Source organism: Nocardiopsis sp. iso_237, assembly GCF_056173345.1.
In genome coordinates this window covers 6362570-6380339 of record NZ_CM149669.1, presented here as the reverse complement: position 1 = coordinate 6380339, position 17770 = coordinate 6362570, and the positions used below count along the sequence as shown (strand labels likewise).

Genomic DNA, 17770 nt, shown 5'->3' with positions numbered 1-17770 from the left:
GGGACGGGACCGGGGCGGCACCGGCCGCGCCCGGCGGAACCTGGACCAGCACTGGGAGGTGAGTGACCGATGCGGACCGAGGGAAACCGACCGGACCACGAGGACGGCCCCGAACCCGAGACCCCCGCCACGGGCGGCCTGTTCACGGGACATCCGGCCCTGCCCGCGCAACCCACGGCGCACGACGTCGTCGAACTGTCGGCGGCGGCACTGACCCCCTGGCAGGCCGGGGTCGGCGTGGTGGCGCCCTACGACTTCGCGCTCGACCGCGAACTGTGGCGCTGGACGCCGGACGACGTCTCGCTGCTCATCACCCGCCTGCCGTTCGTGCGCATCCCGGTGACGGTCGACCAGGCCGCCGCCCTCAGCAAGAGGAAGGGCGTGACCAAGGCGGTCCGCGCCCTCATGGCCCCCGAACCCCTCGCGGTCGGCTACGCCTGCGCCTCGGGCAGCTTCGTCCACGGCGCGGAGGGGGAGCGCGAGCTCCGAAGAACCATGATGGCCGCGGGGGCACCCACCGCCGTCACCACCTCGGGCGCGCTGATCCGTGCGCTGCGGGCCCTGGACGCGGACCGGATCGCGGTCGTCACCCCGTACGTGGACAGCGTCACCGACCGGCTCCTCGACTACCTGGAGGAACACGGAGTGGGGGTCACCTCCAGCGTGGGCCTCGGCCTGCTCAGCCACATCTGGAGGGTCACCTACGCCGAGGTCGCCCGCGCGGTGCACGAGGTGGACCGCCCCGACGCGCAGGCCGTGTTCATCAGCTGCACCAACGTCCTCACCTACGACATCATCGCGCCCCTCGAACGTGAGCTGGGCAAACCGGTGATCGCGGCCAACCAGGTCACCATGTGGGACCTGCTCCGCGCCGCCGACCACCAGGCCGTGGCGCACGGGCAGCGGCTGATCGACGCGACGGCCCCCAGCTCCGTGTGACCACGGCCCCGGAAGGAGAACCATGACCCGAGTAGGAATCCTCTATCCCGGTCACAGCGCCGAGGACGACTACAGGACCTTCGCCGACATGCTCGGCGGGGAGATCGAGCTCCCCGTGGTGCACACGCTCATGCGCGAGGACGCCCACCGGGTGGACGCCCTGCTGGACGTGGGCAGCGAGGGCGTCCTCGCCAAGGGCGCGCAGGAGCTCAACACGATGGGGGTCGACTCCGCCGTCTGGGCCTGCACGAGCGGCAGCTTCGTGTTCGGCTGGGAGGGCGCGCGCCGACAGGTCGAGGGCGTCCGGGAGGTGACGGGGGTCCCGACCTCCAGCACGTCCTTCGCCTTCGTGCACGCCCTGAGCCAGCTGCGCGCGTCCCGGGTCGCCATCGCCGCCACCTACCCCGACGACGTCGCCCTGCGCTTCGTGGAGTTCCTCACCGACGCGGGGGTGACCGTGATGTCCATGGCCAGCCACGGCATCGCCACGGCCGCGGAGGTCGGCTACCTCGACCCCGACGACGCGCTCGACTTCGTCATCTCCAACGACCACCCCAGGGCCGAGGCGGTCCTGGTCCCGGACACCGCCCTGCACAGCGCCGACCTCATCGAACCGATGGAGGCCCTGCTGGGCAAGACGGTGCTCACCGCCAACCAGGTCAGTATCTGGGAGGGCCTCCGGCTCGCCGGCCGGTGCGAGGCGCGGTCCGGCCCGGGGACGCTCTTCCGGTCCGGGGCCTCGGTGGTCAGGAGCGCCTTCGAGGCCGAATAGCCTCGGGGCCAACCCACGCCCGATTCGTCACCTTTCGGAAGGAATGCCATGCCAGCCCCCGGCCAGCTCAGACCCGTACCCAGGCGGTCCACCGCCGAGCTGATCGCCGACCAGCTGAGATCAGCGATCATGTACGGCTCCCTCGCGCCCGGGGACCAGCTCGGTGAGGCCGAGCTGGCGGGGCGGCTGGGCGTGAGCCGGGGGCCCCTCCGCGAGGCCATGCAGCGCCTCGTCCAGGAGGGCCTGCTCCGCAGTGAACGGCACAGGGGCCTGTTCGTGCGCGAGCTGACCCCGGACGACGTCCGGGACGTCTACGTGGCCCGGCTCGCGGTGGAGCGGACCGCCTGCGAGCTGATCATGCGGGGCAACCGGGGGGAGGCCCTGGCCCGCCTCACCCCGGCCGTGGACCGGCTGGCCGAGGCCGCCGCCAGCGGCGACCGGACCGCCATGAGCGACGCCGACCAGGAGTTCCACCGGACCCTGGTCAGCTGCTCGGGCAACTCGCGCCTGGAGCGCATGGCCCAGACCCTCCTGGTGGAGACCCGCATGTGCCTGACCGTGATGCAGGCCGTCTACCCCGAACCCCAGGAACTCCTGGACGAGCACCGCCGCATCCTGGACGCGATCGTGGACGGCGAGGAGGACCGGCTGCTCACGCTGATCGAGTCGCACATGATCGACACCGTCGACCGGATCAACGCGGAGACCGGCGCCTGAACGGAGCCCGCCCCGGGCGGCGTTCCCGCCACCCGAGGCGCCTCCGGTCGGATCAGTCGAGCCCGCCGATCCCCACGTACTTGGTGTCCAGGAACTCGTCGATGCCCACACGGCCGCCCTCGCGGCCCAGACCCGAGTGCTTGACCCCGCCGAACGGCGCCGCCGGGTTGGACACCACGCCCTGGTTGAGGCCGACCATGCCGGTCTCCAGGGCCTCACTGACCCGCATGGCACGGTTCAGGTCCCGGGTGTACAGGTAGCTGACCAGGCCGAACTCGGTGTCGTTGGCGGCGCGGACCGCCTCCTCCTCCGTCTCGAAGGTCAGCACCGGAGCCACCGGGCCGAAGATCTCCGTGTTGGACAGCTCCGCCGCGAACGGGACGTCGGCCAGCACGGTCGGCTGGTAGAAGTGCCCCGGACCCTCGCCCGCGCCGCCGCCGACGAGCACGCGCGCGCCCCGCCGCACGGCGTCGTCCACGAGCCCCTGGACCTTGTCCCGCGCCTTGTCGTCGATCAGCGGGCCCACGTCCGCGTCGTCGTCCAGGCCCCGGCCCAGCCGGAGCGCGCCCATGCGCTCGCTCAGGCGGCGGGAGAACTCCTCCGCGATCCCCGACTGCGCGTAGATCCGGTTGGCCGCCGTGCAGGCCTCACCGATGTTGCGCATCTTGGCGAGCATCGCCCCGTCCACGGCCGCGTCCAGGTCGGCGTCGTCGAACACCAGGAACGGCGCGTTCCCGCCCAGCTCCATGGAGGTGCGCAGGACCTGCGGCGCGCTCTGCTCCAGGAGTTTGCGGCCCACGGCGGTGGACCCGGTGAAGGACAGCTTGCGGATACGGCCGTCCGCCAACAGGGGCTCGGTGATCGCCCCGGGGTCGCTGGTGGGCAGGACGCTGAGGACGCCCTCCGGCAGCCCCGCCTCAGTGAGGATCCCGGCCAGCGCCAGCGCCGAGAGAGGCGTCTGGTGGGCGGGCTTGAGGATCATGGTGCACCCGGAGGCGATGGCCGGCCCGATCTTGCGGGTGCCCATCGCCATGGGGAAGTTCCAGGGGGTGATGAGCATGCAGGGGCCCACCGGCTGGCGCATGATGAGGAAGCGGGACTTGCCGTCCGGCGAGGTGGCGAACCCGCCCTCGATCCGTACGGCCTCCTCGGAGAACCAGCGGAAGAACTCGGCGGCGTAGGCGATCTCCCCGCGCGCCTCCGCCAGCGGCTTGCCCATCTCCAGGGTCATGAGGACGGCGAGCTCCTCCTGCCGCTCCATGAGCAGCTCGAAGCTCCTGTGCAGGATCTCGCCGCGCTTCCGGGGTGCGACCCTGGCCCACCCCGGCTGGGCCCGCGCCGCGGCGTCCAGGGCCTCCATGGCGTCCTCCCGGCCCGCGTCGGCGACGTCGCACAGCACCTTGCGGGTGGAGGGGTCCTCGACCTCGAAGGTCGCGCCGGAGGAGGCGTCCCGCCACTTCCCGCCGAGGAACAGTTTCTTGTCCACCTGTGCGACGACCCGTGCTTCGCGATCCGACATGTTCTCTCCTCCGTCGACGGGCCGACCCGGCTTGGGGCGGCCTGTGGTCAGAACTGCCCGACGTGCGTCCGCTGGACACCGCCGCGCCCCGGATGTTTCCATAGCAGCGTCGATTGTCAACAATCCTACGGAACTCGACACAAGGAATTGAGGCCACCGCATGGCGGAGCTCTCCCCGGTTCTCAAGCAGGCGACCCCGGTCGTCGCGGCGCGAGGCGAGGGTGTCTACATCTACGACGAGGACGACCGTCGTTTCCTCGACTTCACCGCCGGGATCGGCGTGACCAGCACCGGGCACTGCCACCCCAAGGTGGTCGCCGCCGCCCAGGAGCAGGTCGCGACGCTGATCCACGGCCAGTACACCACCGTGATGCACCGTCCCCTGCTGCGACTCACCGAACGCCTCGGTGAGGTCCTGCCCGAGGGGATCGACCGCCTGTTCTACGTGAACTCCGGGAGCGAGGCCGTGGAGGCGGCGCTGCGCCTGGCCCGCCAGGCCACGGGCCGCCAGAACGCGGTGGTCTTCCAGGGTTCCTTCCACGGGCGCACGATGGGAGCCGCCTCCCTGACCACGTCCGGGGTGAAGATCCGCGCCGGGATCGGCCCGCTCGCCCCCGGCGTGGTGGTCTCGCCCTTCCCGTACGCGTACCGCCTCGGGCTGTCCGAGGAGGAGGCGGTGGCCTACGCCCTCCGGGAGCTCGACTACCAGTTCGCGACGGTGACCTCCCCCCAGGACACCGCCGCCGTGTTCATCGAGCCCGTCCTCGGTGAGGGCGGCTACGTGCCCGTCCCGGACGCGTTCCTCCAGGGGCTGCGGGAGCGCGCCGACAAGCACGGGTTCCTCCTCGTCATGGACGAGGTCCAGACCGGTTTCGGCCGCACGGGCACGTTCTGGGGCCACGAGCCCTCGGGGGTGCGCCCGGACATCGTCATCACCGCCAAGGGCCTGGCCAGCGGCTTCCCGCTGTCCGCGATCGCCGCCCCGGCCGCGATCATGCAGAGGGCCTGGCCGGGCTCCCAGGGCGGCACCTACGGCGGCAACGCGGTCTCCTGCGCGGCGGCCCTGGCCACCCTGGACGTCATCCAGGAGGAGAACCTGGTGGAGAACGCCGCCCGCCAGGGCGAACGGCTCCAGCAGGGCCTGGCCAAGATCGCGGAGGCCCACCCGGCCATCGGTGACGTCCGCGGCCGCGGCCTGATGCGGGCCAACGAGTTCGTCAAGGAGGACGGCACCCCGGACGGCGCCGCGGCGCAGCGCGCCCAGCAGGCCGCCGCCCAGAACGGCCTGCTGCTGCTCACCTGCGGCCCGGCGGGCAACGTGGTCCGGTTCATCCCGGCCCTGGTCGTCAACGGCGAGCAGATCGACACGGCCCTCGAACTGTGGGCCGCCTCCGTCGAGGAGAGCGCCTAGGTCCTGTGGGGCGCCGACCGCCGCGTCGGCGCCCCATGGCCCGGGTCACACCGGAAAACGGCGCGAACGCACTCCAACACCGTGATAGAGTCGGAGACGTCGCAAGGGAGAGCCCAGCTCACCCGGGCGACACACAACTGAAGACCTGCACTCGTAGCTCAATGGATAGAGCATCTGACTACGGATCAGAAGGTTGGGGGTTCGAGTCCTCCCGAGTGCACCACCTTGAGACAGTGGAGAAGCCGCCCGACCTGGGAAACCAGGGCGGGCGGCTTCTTTTGTGGCATGGGTCGGAGAGCCCACGTGCGGGCCGCGTTGCACATTCAGTGCAGATGCCCGGGATCGGTCCCGGTTCAGTCTCAGGCGGCGAGCGCCCGGGACCGTGCGGCGTCCATCGCTTCGGCGACCTCAACCAGCCGGTCCGGGACAGCCCCTCGCTCCGGTCGAGGGCCATCGCGGCGGTTGTGCTGCATTCCACCGCCTCCTTGTTGGAGGCCCGCTTTCCACTCGCGCCTGGAGTTGGCTGCGAGCAGGGGTCTTTTCTCCCCAGTTCTTTGGTGCTTGGCCAGACGTGAGAAAGTTCTGTCGCATCGGGAGGACAATCGCGTAGGAGCATGAGGGCCCCGGTGAACCGGGCAACTAGTCCTTCGGCTTCCTCGGGGTCTTGGTTCTTCTAATCCTTTTTTCTTCTTCCTCGTCTTTGTATTTAATTTTCGTACTATCAAAGACGCCGTATACGAAAACAAGAAACAGTGATCCGCTGAGTAGGAAGCCGAAGCGCCACCAGGCGTCTTGACTGAAGAGCCAGGCTGTCAAGTATCCCAGCAGGCCGGCCCCGACTGCTGCGAATATGGCCAGGGCTATGTCTCGCTCTCCCTGTGATTCTCTTTTGGCCAACTGCTTGGCCTGGTTGTTTATGTGAGCTAAAAAGGTCTTCTTCGCTTCGGAATTATCAGGTAATGAGGTAATCATGTCGATGTCATGCTTGAGTCTCTTGCGGGCCTTCCCTTCTCCGCCAGCAACGCCGATGGCTGCTGCTAGAACGGGAGCAGCTAGTGGGATGAGTTGTGCCATCCAGCTTGAATCCATGTGGTGAGTCCGCCTGCGGTTTGAGCTGTGTGGGATCAATGCGACCGTGTGCGTCTGTCCTGCGTCCTCTGTCCGCTGGCTGGAACCAGGTCCGTGTCCGACTGACGATCGATCTGATGGCCATCTTGACGTTCGCCTCCGACAAACGGTTGTTGTTCCGGGGGAACCCCAGAAACCAGTGGGAAGCTGCCGGGCTCACACCCAGGTCACGAGGGGATCTATCGGCTTGTCGACAGGTCGACGCTCGCCCCCGGGAGAGTCAGAAGGTTGGGGGTTCGAGTCCTCCCGAGTGCACCACCTTTAGACAGTGGAGAAGCCGCCCGAACTGGTAAAACAGCTCGGGCGGCTTCTTTTGTGGGGAGGGGGCTCAGGCCGGGGTGCGGTCACCGGTGGTCGGCAGCCGGACCCCGGCCAGGGCCTCCAGCTGGTGCCACACCGACTCCATCGCGTTCTGAGGGGGCGACTGGGTCAGCGGGTTCGGGGTCAGGCGGACCGGCTGGCCCTTGACGCCGCCGCTCGGGGAGTAGAGGTCGCCGCCCTGGGCGCGGGGGTCGGTGAGGGCGCGCAGGGCGGACCAGGCCGCGGCGTCCTTGCCCTGGGCCCACAACGTATAGGGGTTGCGCTGTACGGGGACCGTCTCGTCCCGGATGCCCGGTCGGCGCGGTGTCCGGGCGTCCACGCCGACCCCCGGACGCGAGACCAGGGAGGCCACCGGCACACCCGCGGCCCTCAACCGTCGGTCGAGTTCGTAGGCGAACATCTCCGTGACCGCCTTGCCGCGGGTGTAGGCGAGGACGCCGACGCGGGAACCGGCACGCACGTCCCGGACCTCCTTGCGCAGCAGGTCCACGAACGACGTCGAGGTGTGCACGATCCTGGCGGTTCCGCCGTGCCTCCGCGCCGTTCGTTCCATGAGCGGGAGCGCCCCCGCCACCAACGCCACGTTCGCTCGTACGTGGGTCGCCAGGAGAGTCGGCAGGCCGTCGGCGGTCCGGTCGGCGGCGCGCAGCGCCATGGACCCTCCGTTCAGCAGCAGCCCGTCCAGGCGTTCGTACTCCGCGAGCCCGGAGACGGCTTCGGCCGTCGACTCCGGTGACGCCAGGTCCAGGAGCAACGAGCCCAGACTCGCGGTCGGCACCTGCGCGCGGATCGCGGCCCCGGCGGTGTCCAGGCGTTCGGACGAACGTCCCGCGAGCACGACGTGCGCCCCGGCGGCGGCGAGCCGTTCCGCCGCGAAGTACCCGATGCCCGCGGTCGCCCCGGTCACCACCAGAGTGCGTCCGTGCTGTTGGGGCAGCACTTCGGGGTTCCAGTCCATGGCGTCTCTCCCGTCAATCGGATGACTTATCCGGTTACTGTAACAGTAACCGGATGTCTTATCCGCTTCGGGTAGGATGCCTCCATGAACGCACTGCGCGCCGACGCCGTCCGCAGCAGGGAGCGAATCCTTGAGGTCGCGCGGCGGAGCGACCCCAAGGACCTCCGTCTCAACGAGATCGCCCGTGAGGCGGGGGTCGGGGTCGGGACCGTCTACCGCCACTTCCCCACGTCCCACGCCCTCGTCGAGGAACTCACCGTGGAGACCCTGGGCCGACTGCGCGTGCTCACGGCACGGGCCTGCGCCGACCCGGATCCGGGGCGCGGGTTCGAGGTGGCACTGCGCGCCGTGGTCGACCTGCACCTGGAGGCGGGTGGGCTCCAGGCGGTCCTCCTCGCCAACGACGACGTGAGCGAGGAGGTGGCGGCGCTCAAGGCCTCGATCTTCGGCGAGCTCCACGATCTGCTCGGGAGAGCCCAGGAGAGCGGCGCGGTGCGCGGGGACCTGACCACGGCCCAGATCGAGCGTCTGGTCTGCGGGATCGAACACGCCATCCGCCTGGGGGCGCCGGAGGACCGCGACGTCTTCGTGGACACCCTCGTCGCGGGTCTGCGGCGACCGGTCGCCGTTCCGGTGGAATCGGCTGATGACGTGGGGGAGTTCCGAGGGCCCCGATAGTGGACGGGACGGTCACGGTCGCGGCCCCTGTGGCCATCGGGGCCTCGCTGGCGCTCTGTGGCTGATGGAGCCTGACCGGGAGGCGTCCGGCCCGGCGCCGCGAGGAACCAGGGCGCGAAGAAGGAGACCTGTCGGTTTGTCGACAGGTCGATGGTCTGCGGACCCGCACCGGACAGCGGAAGCCGCCCGGACCGTGCAGGCGGTTCGGGCGGCTTCCCTCACGGTCCGAGCTCAGTCGGTGACCCGGCTCCCGGACTGGTAGAGCAGGTCCTGGTACTCCGGGTGGCGGGCGATCCAGCCCGCGAAGAAGGGGCAGGTCGCCAGCACCCGCAGGCGTGCGGAGCGCGCCTCGTCGAGGGCCGTGCGGACCAGCGCGGACCCCACTCCCCGTCCCTCGTACTCCGGGGCGACCTCGGTGTGCACGAACGCGACGAGTTCCGTCGTGCGGATGTACTGCGCGATGCCCGCGACCTTCGATTCCCCGTCGACGCGGGCCTCGTAGCGCTTGGACTCGGGTACGTCGCCCACTTCGACCGCCATGGGTCCTCCTCGTGTCAGGCTCGGCTGCCCAGCAGCTGCATCTCCCAGGCGAAGGCGACGCCGGTGGCGCCGCCGTGCTGCGCCTGGACCCCCGCGAGGGCCTCCACGGTCTCCTCGCGGGCCCAGTCGCGCTGCCACTCGCCGGCCACGGCCAGCCAGGTGATCGGCACCACTCCGGCCTGGACCATGCGCCGCACGGCCATGTCGTGGGCCTCCACGGAGACACCGCCCGACGCGTCGGTGACGGCGAAGACCTCGTAGCCCTCGCCCGCCGCCTGGATGGCCGGCATCGCCACACAGATCTCGGTCCAGAGGCCGGCGATGATCAGCTTCTTCCTGCCGGTCGCCCGGACGGCGTCGACGACGCGCTCGTCCTGCCAGGTGTTGATGAACGTGCGGTCGATCGGCTTCTGCTCCGGGAACACGTCGCGCAGTCCCTGGATGAGGTAGCCGCCGCGCTCCTCCAGGACGGTGGTGAGGATGGTCGGAACGTCGAACGCCTTGGCGGCCTTGGCCAGGGCGACGGCGTTGTTGACGACCATCGACGGCTCGTGGCTGTTCAGGTTGGCGAACTGGAACGGCTGGTGGTCGATCAGGACGAGAACGCTCTCCTCCGGCGTCAGCAGTGCCTGAAGTCCGTTCTTGGGCTCGGTGCTCACAGGGGGTCCCTCTCAAGGTGGGGGCGAGACAGATGATGCGTCACCTAAATTAGCAGTATTGGATGATGCGTCAACCATCTCGAAATAAGTTGATGCATCATCTACTGTGGAGGTGATGCGTCAACCACTGAGAAGCGAGAGACGATGACCCTCCCATCACAGAAGAACTGGCCTGGCCTGCGGGTTTCGGATTGGACCCCCACCCGGGACACCCTGCACATGTGGACCCAGATCGTGGGAAAGATCCGCATGGCCCACGCTCCGCTGATCAACCACTGGTGGCAGGTGACCCTCTACGTCAGTGCGCGCGGACTGACGACCTCGGCCATCCCGTACAGCGGCGGGGCCTTCGAGATCGAGTTCGACTTCGTCGGCCACCAGCTGGAGGTGCGCGGCAGCGACGGCGGCGTGCGGAGCTTCCCGCTGCGGCCGATGCCGGTCGCGGAGTTCTACGCCCGGATCCTGGACGCGCTCGGGCGGCTCGGGATCGAGGCGCCGATCCGGCCGAGTCCCAACGAGGTCGACCCGGCGATCCCCTTCGCGGAGGACCACGAGCACGCCTCCTACGACGCCGAGGCCGCCACTCTCTTCTGGCGTCAGCTGTTGCAGGCGAACCGGGTGATCGGTGAGTTCCGGTCGCACTTCGTCGGGAAGGTCAGCCCGGTGCACTTCTTCTGGGGCGCGATGGACCTCGCCTGTACCCGCTTCTCCGGGCGGTCGGCTCCCCCGCATCCGGGCGGGGCGCCCAACTGCGGGGACTGGGTCATGGTCGAGGGCTACTCCCGGGAGCTGTCCAGCTGCGGCTTCTGGCCCGGCGGCGGCGAGGAGGGCGCCTTCTACTCCTACGCCTACCCCGCTCCCGACGGGTTCGCCGATCAGCCGGTCGGCCCCGAGGGCGCGTACTTCAGCACCGAGTTCCAGCAGTTCCTGCTGCCCTACGAGGTGGCTCGCGCCGCCCCCGACCCCGACCGCGCGGTCTCCGAGTTCCTCCGCACCACCTACGAGGCAGCCGCGGGCCTCGGGAACTGGGACCGCGCCGCGCTGGAGGACGACCCCCTCAGGTGGGGCGGGGCCTGAACCGACGGACGGCGGAGGGCCGCGCCTCCGCCGTCCCGAAGTGGATGAGGTGTCAACTTCTTCGTTACACTGCGCCCATGAACGAGACGCCACGCTGGCTGGATGCGGACGAGAAGGCCGCGTGGGACAGCTTCATCCGCATGCAGGAGACGCTCATCGGGCGGCTCTCCCGTCTCGTCCAGGCCGACTCCGGGATGTCCGCCTCCGACTACATGATCCTCGTCAACCTCACGGGGACCGACGACGGGAAGATGCGCTTCCTGGAACTGGCCAAGCTCCTGAACTGGGAGAAGAGCCGGATCTCCCACCAGGTCAGGCGGATGACGAAGCGCGGTCTCGTGGTCCGGGAGGAGTGCCCCGACGACGCTCGCGGAGCCTTCATCGTCGTCACCCCGGCCGGTTACGCGGCGATCGAGGAGGCCGCGCCCCTCCACGTCGAGCACGTGCGCCGCCTGTTCGTCGACGCCCTCACGCCGCACCAGCTCAGCACGTTCGCCCGGCTGACCCAGCGCGTCTCGGACCACATGGAGAAGCAGCCCGACTGAGTCGGCGCCGCCCCCGCACGCGTCCGCCCCCACGCGTCCGCCTCCGCATGCCACCCCCCACACGCGCCCACCTCCGCATGCCGCCCCCCAACGCGTCCGCCTCCCCGGACGTGTGCCCGTCCCGCGTGCCCTCCGCGCGTGCCATCGACCGAACCCGACCCCCCGACGGTCCGGGTGCGCGGGTGCGCATACCCGGGCAGGGTTCGCACGAAGGTGACAACCACCTCACCCCGGACAGGGTTTCGGCTCTGTTCGGGGTGGGTGGCCCCGGGGTTTCCCGCGCCGGTGGTAACGCCGGTTCTGCCGGTTTGACCTGCGCAAACACCGTCGCTCTGCGTGCTGTGGGGCTGGCTCCGGGTGAGGTGGGGTCTCGCTTGTCACTGATCTCGTGTGATCCAGGTCTCCCTGGGGCTCTGGTTGACATCCCACTGTGGCTCGCCGGAGACTTGCCCCGAACTTCTTAGGTAAGGATTGCCTAATTAAGGCAAGGATTACCTAATTCCTTGCAGGTCAGTGAGGCTGGGGGCGACAGATGGACGGGATCGACGGTGCCGTCGTCGTGGTCACCGGAGCCGCGAGTGGTGTGGGGCGGGCGGTCGCCGTCGACCTCGCGGAGCACGGGGCCCGGGTCGCGGCGGCCGATGTGGACTCCGCGGGGCTCACCGAAACCGTGCGCCTCCTGGACGGGGCCCGCGCCTTCACGGCCGACGTCACCGACACCGCCGCGGTCGAGGCGCTCTTCGACCGCGTCGAGACGGAAGTCGGACCGGTGACCATCACCGTCAACGCCGCCGGAACCCTCAGCACCGGCCCCCTCACCGACTGCACCGACCACGACTGGCACCGCATGATCGCCGTCAACACCACCGGGGTCTTCGCCGTCGCACGCGCCGCCGCCCGACGCATGGGCCCCCGGGGCCGGGGATCCCTGGTCACCATCGCCTCCAACGCCGCTGGCGTCCCCCGCGCCAACATGGCCGCCTACGCCGCCTCCAAGGCCGCCGCCGTCGCGCTCACCAAATCCCTGGGACTCGAACTCGCCCCCCGGGGCGTGCGCTGCAACGTCGTCTCACCCGGCTCCACCGACACCCCCATGCTGCGCGCGATGACCGACGACACCCAGGCCCTCATCACCGGCGACCCCGCCAACTTCAAGGTCGGCATCCCCCTCGGCAGGCTCGGACGCCCCGAGGACGTCGCCGCCGCCGTGCGCTTCCTGGTCTCCGACGCCGCCCGCCACATCACCATGCACGAGCTCCACGTCGACGGCGGCGCCGCGCTGCGCTGACCGGACCGGTCACCCCCCTGCCCCGCGGCCCCGGCCGCCCTCCCACGTGCCTGACACAGAAAGGCCACACCCATGCCTGAACAGCGCACCGCCGCCCCCGCGGCCACGGCGGGTGAACTCCTCGCGGCGTACCGGCCAGGGGACTCGTTCTTCTCCACCGCCTCGCGCGCCCTCCACGGGACCGGGGCCCTGACCACCCTGGACCGGCTCGACGCCATCCCCGACGCCCTGGCCGACGCGGGCGACGGCGCGGTCGCCGTCGGCGCGATCCCCTTCGACACGACGCACCCCGCCCATCTGGTCGTTCCCGAGACGGTGCGCTGGTCGCCCTCCCCGACCAGGGCCGCGAAGAGCGAACACCGGTGGAGCCCGCTCGGCGGACCGTGGACGGTCACCCCCGTGCCCTCTCCCGACGAGCACGTCGCCGCCGTCGAACGCGCCGTCAAGCTCATGGCCGAGGACGACGAACTGCGCAAGGTCGTCCTCGCCCGCTGCCTCAGGGTGGAGAGCGGCGAGGATGTGGACGTGGCCACCGTTCTGGCCAACCTGGTCTGGCGCGACCCCACGGCCTTCGTCTTCGCCACGGACCTGCCCGAGCGGGGCTCCGGCACCCGGTCCCTCATCGGCGCCAGCCCCGAACTCCTCGTCGCCAAGCGCGGCCGCCACGTGCTCTCCAACCCCCTGGCCGGGTCCGCGCCGCGCAGCGCCGACCCCACCAAGGACCAGCGGCGCGCCGTCGCCCTGCTCACCTCCGCCAAGGACCGCCACGAACACGCCGTGGTGGTGGAGGCGGTCGCGGACGCCCTGCGCCCCCACTGCCGGGGCCTCTCGGTCCCCACCGAGCCGGAGCTGGTCAGGACCGCCACCATGTGGCACCTGTCCACCCGGGTGACGGGCGAGCTCGTCGACCCCGACGTGCCCGCCCACCGGATCGCGGCGGACCTGCACCCCACCCCCGCCGTGTGCGGCACGCCCACCGGCCGTGCCTTCGACACCATCGGCGGCCTCGAACCCTTCGACCGGGGCTTCTACACCGGGGCGGTCGGCCACACCGACGCGGCCGGAGACGGCGAGTGGGTGGTCACCATCCGCTGCGCCGACGTGGCCGGACGCACCCTGGAGCTGTACGCGGGCGGCGGGATCATGCCCGAGTCCGACCCCGACACCGAGCTGGCCGAGACTTCCGCCAAGCTGCGCACCCTCCTGCTCGCCCTCGGTGTGGACGGAGCCGCCTGATGACCGCCGACCGAACCGTGTCCGACCACGACTGGACGCCCTGGCCCAAGGACCTCGCGGACACCTACCGCGAGGCCGGGTACTGGACGGGCGAGACCTTCCCCGCCTTCCTGCGTGAGCGCGCCGCGCGCTTCGCGGACCACACCGCCGTCGTGGACGGCGGCGTCCGCTGGACCTACGCCGAACTGGACCGGCGCGCCGACTCCGTGGCGACCGGCCTGTCCCGCCTGGGCGTGGCCGAGGGCGACCGGGTCGTGGTGCACCTGCCCAACACCGCGCCGCTGTTCGAGGTGGTCTTCGCCCTGTTCCGGCTGGGCGCGCTGCCGGTCTACTCGCTGCCCGCCCACCGACGCAGCGAACTCCTGCACCTGGCCGCCACCTCCGGGGCCGTCGCCCTGGTCACCTCCGACGTCCACGCCGGGTTCGACTGCCGCCCCATGGCCGCCGAGGTGCGCGCCCAGGTGCCCGGTCTGGAGCACGTGGTCGTGGCCGGGGAGCCGTCGGACGGCATGACCGCCCTGGCCGGGCTGCGCGTCGAGCCGGACCCGGCCGTGCTGGCCGACCCCGACCCCGGTGCCGTGGCCTTCTTCCAGCTGTCCGGCGGCACCACCGGCCTGCCCAAGCTCATCCCCCGCACCCACGACGACTACCTGTACTCGGTGCGGGCCAGCGCGGACATCTGCGGTCTGGACGCTGACACCGTCTACCTGGGCGTCCTGCCGGTCACCCACAACTTCCCGATGAGCTCGCCCGGGTTCCTCGGCGTGCTGCACGCGGGCGGGTCCGTCGTCCTGGCGCCCGACCCGAGTCCGGCCACGGCGCTGGCGCTGGTCGAGAGCGAACGCGTCACCCTCACCTCGGTGGTCCCTCCGGTGGCCATGCTCTGGCTGGACGCCGTCGAGCACGGTTCCCAGTCCGACCGCGACCTGTCGTCCCTGCGCGTGCTCCAGGTCGGCGGCGCCACCTTCCCCGAGCAGGCGGCCCGCCGCGTCGCCCCGGTCCTGGGCTGCGCCCTCCAGCAGGTCTTCGGCATGGCCGAGGGACTGGTCAACTACACCCGGGACGGCGACCCCGACGACGTGGTCACCGCCACCCAGGGCCGCCCGATCAGCGCCCACGACGAGGTCCTCATCGTCGACGACCACGACCGCCCGGTCCCCGAGGGCGAGCCCGGCCACCTGCTGACCCGGGGCCCCTACACGATCCGCGGCTACTACAGGGCGCCCGAGCACAACGCCACCGCCTTCACCCCGGACGGCTTCTACCGGACCGGCGACATCGTCCGCCGCCACCCCTCCGGCAACCTCGTGGTCTCGGGCCGGGCCAAGGACCAGATCAACCGGGGCGGGGAGAAGATCGGCGCCGAGGAGGTGGAGAACCACATCCTCGCCCACCCGGCCGTGCACGACGCCTCCGTCGTCGCCGTCCCCGACCCCTACCTGGGCGAACGCACCTGCGCCTACGTCATCACCCGAGGCCAGGCGCCCACGCGCGGCGAACTCCTCGCCTTCCTCCGTGAGCGCGGGCTCGCCGCCTACAAGATCCCCGACCGTGTCAGCTTCGTGGACTCCTTCCCGGCCACCGCCGTCGGCAAGACCTCCAAGCGCGACCTGCGCGGCGCCACCGAACCGTCCGGAGACCAGTGATGGCACTGCCGACCATCGACCCGTACCCGCTGCCCACCGCCGAGGACCTGCCCGAGAACCGGGCGGCCTGGACCGTGGACGCCAGCCGGGCCGTGCTGCTCGTCCACGACATGCAGCGCTACTTCCTGCGCCCCTACACCGAGGGGACCCAGCCGGTGGCGGGGGCGACGGCCAACATCGCCGCCCTGCGCGCCGCCTGCCACGCGGCCGGGGTCCCGGTCGTGTACACCGCCAAGCCCGGCGACATGACGCCGGAGCAGCGCGGTCTGGAACGCGACTTCTGGGGCGGCGGCATGAAGTCGGTCGCGGAGCACACCGACATCACCGCCGAGCTCGCCCCCGAGGGCGAGGACGTGCTGCTCACCAAGTGGCGCTACAGCGCCTTCGCCCAGACCGACCTGGCCGAGCGCATGGCCGTCCAGGGCCGCGACCAGATCATCGTCACCGGCGTGTACGCGCACATCGGCTGCCAGCTCACCGCGGCCGACGCCTTCATGCGCGACATCCAGCCGTTCCTGGTGGCCGACGCCGTGGCCGACTTCAGCGCCGAGCACCACCGCTCCGCCCTGGTCTACGCGGCGGGGCGCTGCGCCGCCGTCGTCACGGCCGACCAGGCGCTGACCGCCCTGCGCGAGGTCCCGGCCCGCACCGGGGCCTGACATGACCGACCACGACCGAGAAGGAAACACCGTGGCCTCCAACGACCACCCGTCCGCCGTCCACGACCTGGTCGGGGTGGGTTTCGGACCCTCGAACCTCGGCCTGGCCATCGCCCTGGCCGAGCGCCGCGACCAGGGCCAGGAACCGCCGCTGTCCGCCGTCTTCCTGGAGCGCCAGGAGGGTTTCGGCTGGCACCGGGGGATGCTCATCGACGACGCCACCATGCAGGTGTCCTTCCTCAAGGACCTGGTCACGACGCGCAACCCCGCCAGTGACTTCAGCTTCCTGTCGTTCCTGCACCACGTGGGGCGGCTGCACGACTTCATCAACCACAAGACGCTGTTCCCGCTGCGCCAGGAGTTCCACGACTACCTGTCCTGGTGCGCCGACCGGGTCGCCGACCAGGTCCGCTACGGGCGCGAGGTCGTGGAGGTGCGCCCCGTGTACTCGGGGGAGCGCGTCACCCACCTCGACGTGGTCTCCGAGGACGCCGCCGGAGAGCGGCTCGTGCTGCGCGCCCGCAACGTCGTCTTCGGCCCCGGCCTGCGCCCCCGCATGCCCGAGGGCGTGGAGCAGTCCTCCCGCGTGTGGCACAACGAGTACCTGCTCACCCGCCTGGCCGAACTCCCGCCCAAGGCCGACCCGCGCTCCTTCGTGGTGGTCGGTGCCGGGCAGAGCGCCGCAGAGGTCGCCGACCACCTGCACCAGCGGTTCCCGCGCGCGCAGGTCCACGCGGTCCTGTCCCGGTACGGCTACAGCCCCTCCGACGACAGCCCCTTCGCCAACCGCATCTTCGACCCCGAGGCCGTGGACGCCTTCCACGCCGCCCCGCAGGAGGTCAAGGAACAGCTCACCGGCTACCACCGCAACACGAACTACTCGGTGGTCGACCCGGACCTGATCGGTGAGCTGTACCGCCGCCACTACGCGGAGAAGGTCCACGGAAACCAGCGCCTGCACCTGCACAACACCTCCCGGGTCGCGGGGCTCAGCGAGAGCGCCGAAGGGGTCGCCGTGGTCGTCGAGGACCTGGTCACCGGGAAGCAGACCCCGATCCCGGCCCACCACGTGGTGTTCGCGACCGGCTACCACCCGGCCGACGCCCGGCCCCTGCTGGGCGACCTGGCCGACCAGGTCGTCACCACCCCCGAGGGCCGCCCGGCCGTGGAACGCGACTACCGGGTCGTCACCCACGACACCCTCACGTGCGGCCTGTACCTCCAGGGCGGTACCGAGCACACCCACGGGGTGTCGGCCTCCCTGCTGTCCAACATCGCGACCCGTGTCGCGGAGATCATCGACTCCGTCGCCGCCCGCGCCGGAGCCCCCGCCGAAGAGAGGGTCTGACCCGTGTCCCAGGAGACCGACAGCAACACGGACACCGCGTTCACGGTGGAGCGCGTGCGAGCCGACGCCGCGCACATCCTCGCGGAACCGGCCGAGGACATCGACCCCGCCGAGAGCCTCTTCGACCGGGGCATGGACTCGGTCCGCATGATGAGCCTCATGGAGCAGTGGCGGGCGGCCGGAGTGGAGGTCGACTTCGCCGACCTCGCCGAACAGCCCACCGTCGACGCCTGGGTCGCCCACCTCAACCGCTGACCCGCGGCCCCTGACCTTTCACCCTGCCCTGCCCCCTGCCCTGCCCCCTGCCCCCGATCCGACCGCGCACCCTC

General features: G+C 70.8%; 18 protein-coding genes and 1 tRNA gene. 14 read left to right on the top strand and 5 right to left on the bottom strand.

Annotation, left to right across the window (positions count from 1 at the left end; genetic code table 11):
* Positions 1-69 precede the first annotated feature (69 nt).
* The 3 genes from AC0VYM_RS28575 to AC0VYM_RS28565 are packed head-to-tail and all read left to right on the top strand — an operon-like array spanning position 70 to position 2428.
* Positions 70-939 carry a maleate cis-trans isomerase family protein gene (locus tag AC0VYM_RS28575; RefSeq protein WP_475457331.1) on the top strand — a complete coding sequence of 290 codons (870 nt, stop codon included), beginning with the start codon at positions 70-72 and terminating at the stop codon, positions 937-939.
* A 22-nt stretch (positions 940-961) separates the two neighbouring features.
* Entirely contained in the window at positions 962-1711 is a 750-nt protein-coding gene (locus tag AC0VYM_RS28570) for a maleate cis-trans isomerase family protein (protein ID WP_475457329.1), read from the top strand.
* Between the two features lie 48 nt (positions 1712-1759).
* A complete protein-coding gene (locus tag AC0VYM_RS28565) occupies positions 1760-2428 on the top strand; it encodes a GntR family transcriptional regulator (RefSeq protein ID WP_475457328.1) in 669 nt (222 codons plus the stop codon).
* A gap of 52 nt (positions 2429-2480) precedes the next feature.
* Here the strand turns inward: AC0VYM_RS28565 and AC0VYM_RS28560 are convergent, their stop codons facing one another.
* The gene (locus AC0VYM_RS28560; protein WP_475457326.1) at positions 2481-3947 is read right to left on the bottom strand and encodes an NAD-dependent succinate-semialdehyde dehydrogenase; all 1467 of its coding nucleotides are present in this window, start codon (positions 3945-3947) and stop codon (positions 2481-2483) included.
* A gap of 160 nt (positions 3948-4107) precedes the next feature.
* Between AC0VYM_RS28560 and AC0VYM_RS28555 the strand changes: the two genes are divergently transcribed.
* Entirely contained in the window at positions 4108-5358 is a 1251-nt protein-coding gene (locus AC0VYM_RS28555; protein ID WP_475457324.1) for an aspartate aminotransferase family protein, read from the top strand.
* A gap of 147 nt (positions 5359-5505) precedes the next feature.
* Positions 5506-5581, top strand: a tRNA-Arg gene (locus AC0VYM_RS28550).
* 416 nt (positions 5582-5997) lie between these two features.
* Here the strand turns inward: AC0VYM_RS28550 and AC0VYM_RS28545 are convergent.
* Positions 5998-6432, bottom strand: coding sequence for a hypothetical protein (locus AC0VYM_RS28545; RefSeq protein ID WP_475457322.1), 435 nt, complete (start codon positions 6430-6432; stop codon positions 5998-6000).
* 382 nt (positions 6433-6814) lie between these two features.
* A complete protein-coding gene (locus AC0VYM_RS28540) occupies positions 6815-7765 on the bottom strand; it encodes an SDR family NAD(P)-dependent oxidoreductase (RefSeq protein WP_475457320.1) in 951 nt (316 codons plus the stop codon).
* An 84-nt stretch (positions 7766-7849) separates the two neighbouring features.
* On the opposite strand from AC0VYM_RS28540, the gene AC0VYM_RS28535 reads away from it, so the two are divergent.
* Positions 7850-8443: a TetR/AcrR family transcriptional regulator gene (locus AC0VYM_RS28535; protein ID WP_475457317.1), complete on the top strand. Its 594-nt coding sequence runs from the start codon at positions 7850-7852 to the stop codon at positions 8441-8443.
* 231 nt (positions 8444-8674) lie between these two features.
* On the opposite strand, the gene AC0VYM_RS28530 is transcribed toward AC0VYM_RS28535, so the two are convergent.
* Positions 8675-8983: a GNAT family N-acetyltransferase gene (locus tag AC0VYM_RS28530; RefSeq protein WP_475457315.1), complete on the bottom strand. Its 309-nt coding sequence runs from the start codon at positions 8981-8983 to the stop codon at positions 8675-8677.
* A 14-nt stretch (positions 8984-8997) separates the two neighbouring features.
* A complete protein-coding gene (locus tag AC0VYM_RS28525; RefSeq protein ID WP_475457313.1) occupies positions 8998-9642 on the bottom strand; it encodes a hydrolase in 645 nt (214 codons plus the stop codon).
* Between the two features lie 144 nt (positions 9643-9786).
* On the opposite strand from AC0VYM_RS28525, the gene AC0VYM_RS28520 reads away from it, so the two are divergent.
* The 8 genes from AC0VYM_RS28520 (at position 9787) to AC0VYM_RS28485 (ending at position 17696) form a co-directional block, all read left to right on the top strand.
* A complete protein-coding gene (locus tag AC0VYM_RS28520; protein ID WP_475457311.1) occupies positions 9787-10719 on the top strand; it encodes a DUF5996 family protein in 933 nt (310 codons plus the stop codon).
* Positions 10720-10796: 77 nt separating this feature from the next.
* Positions 10797-11264 carry a MarR family winged helix-turn-helix transcriptional regulator gene (locus AC0VYM_RS28515; protein WP_475457309.1) on the top strand — a complete coding sequence of 156 codons (468 nt, stop codon included), beginning with the start codon at positions 10797-10799 and terminating at the stop codon, positions 11262-11264.
* 532 nt (positions 11265-11796) lie between these two features.
* Positions 11797-12552 carry an SDR family oxidoreductase gene (locus AC0VYM_RS28510; RefSeq protein ID WP_475457307.1) on the top strand — a complete coding sequence of 252 codons (756 nt, stop codon included), beginning with the start codon at positions 11797-11799 and terminating at the stop codon, positions 12550-12552.
* 72 nt (positions 12553-12624) lie between these two features.
* Complete coding sequence (locus tag AC0VYM_RS28505; protein ID WP_475457305.1) at positions 12625-13788, top strand: isochorismate synthase; 1164 nt, start codon at positions 12625-12627, stop codon at positions 13786-13788.
* Entirely contained in the window at positions 13788-15434 is a 1647-nt protein-coding gene (locus AC0VYM_RS28500; RefSeq protein WP_475457303.1) for a (2,3-dihydroxybenzoyl)adenylate synthase, read from the top strand. Before AC0VYM_RS28505 ends, AC0VYM_RS28500 begins: the two co-directional genes overlap by 1 nt.
* On the top strand, positions 15434-16093 hold the full coding sequence (locus AC0VYM_RS28495) for an isochorismatase family protein (protein ID WP_475457301.1): 660 nt from the start codon (positions 15434-15436) through the stop codon (positions 16091-16093). The genes AC0VYM_RS28500 and AC0VYM_RS28495 overlap by 1 nt, the downstream gene beginning before the upstream one ends.
* 1 nt (position 16094) lies before the next feature.
* Positions 16095-17441 carry a lysine N(6)-hydroxylase/L-ornithine N(5)-oxygenase family protein gene (locus tag AC0VYM_RS28490; protein ID WP_475457299.1) on the top strand — a complete coding sequence of 449 codons (1347 nt, stop codon included), beginning with the start codon at positions 16095-16097 and terminating at the stop codon, positions 17439-17441.
* Positions 17442-17444: 3 nt separating this feature from the next.
* Entirely contained in the window at positions 17445-17696 is a 252-nt protein-coding gene (locus AC0VYM_RS28485; protein ID WP_475457297.1) for a phosphopantetheine-binding protein, read from the top strand.
* Positions 17697-17770: the final 74 nt, after the last annotated feature.